Genomic DNA, 1,288 nt, shown 5'->3' with positions numbered 1-1,288 from the left:
TTTTTTTTTTCACCTCGTCCGGCGGCCCGCGGGGGCGCCGGGCGCGCGCGCGCCCCCCCCCCCCCCGCCCCGCGCTTCCGGGACGCCGAGGGTGGTCAGGTCCGCGTCGACGCCGGGGCCGACGCGGCCGGGCCCAGCCCTACGTTCAGGACCGCGCTCCGCCCGTCCACGGCCGACTCGGCCACCACATCCCTGGGTTCGTGCGGCTCGCCGACGCAGATGACGGTCATGGCAAAGGCACCGGCACCGCTAGACCCGCTCGTAGCGGGCAGCGGCGTCCCTGCGCAGTAGGCCCTCGTCGACCAGCGCGCGCCGCAGGCTGACCCAGTCCTCGAACCAGCCGCCGCAGACGGCGTCCACCTTGGACTCCGCATAGATGACGCCCTTCTCGAAGGAGTCCACGACGACCGTCAACACCCGGTTCCGCACCTGCGCGTTGCCGGGGATCGAGGTCAGTCGGCCCTTGCGGAAGTACGCGCCCGCGCCGTCCCCGCCGCCCCGGCCGGTCAGCCGTACCTCCTCGCGCACTGCGAGACGGAAGGTGTCGTCGAGGAGCGCGTACGTGCGCCGCTCCGTGTCGTGGCGGGCGATCCGGCCCTCCGCCAGCTTCTGGAGGGCCATCGCCGCGGCGGCCGGGCGCAGCCCGGTGCGCTCCGCGACCTGCTCCAGGGTGGTGGCGCCGAGCACGAGGGCCGCGTACGCCGACCTCCGGTCGTTCTGGGCGAGCAGGCCGACCAGATCGCGACAGGACGGCGGGCGCTCGCCGGGCCCGGCCGGGCCCGGGGCCTCGGGCGCGCCTTGGACGTCCGGCGCGTCGCCCGGGCCGGACGTGTCGGTCGGTTCGGACATGTTGGTGGACCCACGGCCAGGTGCCGACGGTGGATCTGCCCGATCACCCCACCGGTGGCGGTGTTCAGCGCCGCAAAGCGTGTGGCGACGCCGCCGCGCACGTAGTCGTGGGTGCGCCGCTCGGGCATGCCCGGCATCACCGGCAGTACCGGAGCCGACCGGTCCAGCGCCTGGATCTGCGACTTCTCGTCCACACACAGCACCAGCGCGTGCTCGGGCGGAGCGACATACAGGCCGACGGCATCGCGGACCTTCTCAATGAACTGCGGATCCTTCGAGAGCCTGAAGGTGTCGACCAGATGCGGCTTCAGGCCGAAGGTCCGCCAGATCCGCGTGATGGCCGACTAGGCCGCGTATCGGGTCGTGATCAATCTGCGGGATTTGCCCTTGTGGTGGAGCCTGGACCGGTAGACCGTCTTGAGTGACGCGAGTGCAACTG

2 protein-coding genes and 1 pseudogene are annotated in these 1,288 nt (G+C 72.3%); all 3 read right to left on the bottom strand.

Features of this window, described 5'->3' with window-relative positions:
• Window positions 1-95: 95 nt before the first annotated feature.
• Complete coding sequence (locus ACFV6H_RS16305; protein WP_385542155.1) at window positions 96-230, bottom strand: hypothetical protein; 135 nt, start codon at window positions 228-230, stop codon at window positions 96-98.
• Between the two features lie 19 nt (window positions 231-249).
• On the bottom strand, window positions 250-849 hold the full coding sequence (locus tag ACFV6H_RS16300) for a DUF2087 domain-containing protein (protein WP_385542153.1): 600 nt from the start codon (window positions 847-849) through the stop codon (window positions 250-252).
• An 11-nt stretch (window positions 850-860) separates the two neighbouring features.
• A pseudogene (locus tag ACFV6H_RS16295) lies at window positions 861-1,193 on the bottom strand (IS630 family transposase); the annotation flags it as partial.
• Window positions 1,194-1,288 lie beyond the last annotated feature (95 nt).

This window comes from Streptomyces sp. NPDC059743 (assembly GCF_042732975.1).
Classification (GTDB): Bacteria; Actinomycetota; Actinomycetes; order Streptomycetales; family Streptomycetaceae; genus Streptomyces.
This window is presented reverse-complemented; position numbering and strand designations above follow the sequence as displayed.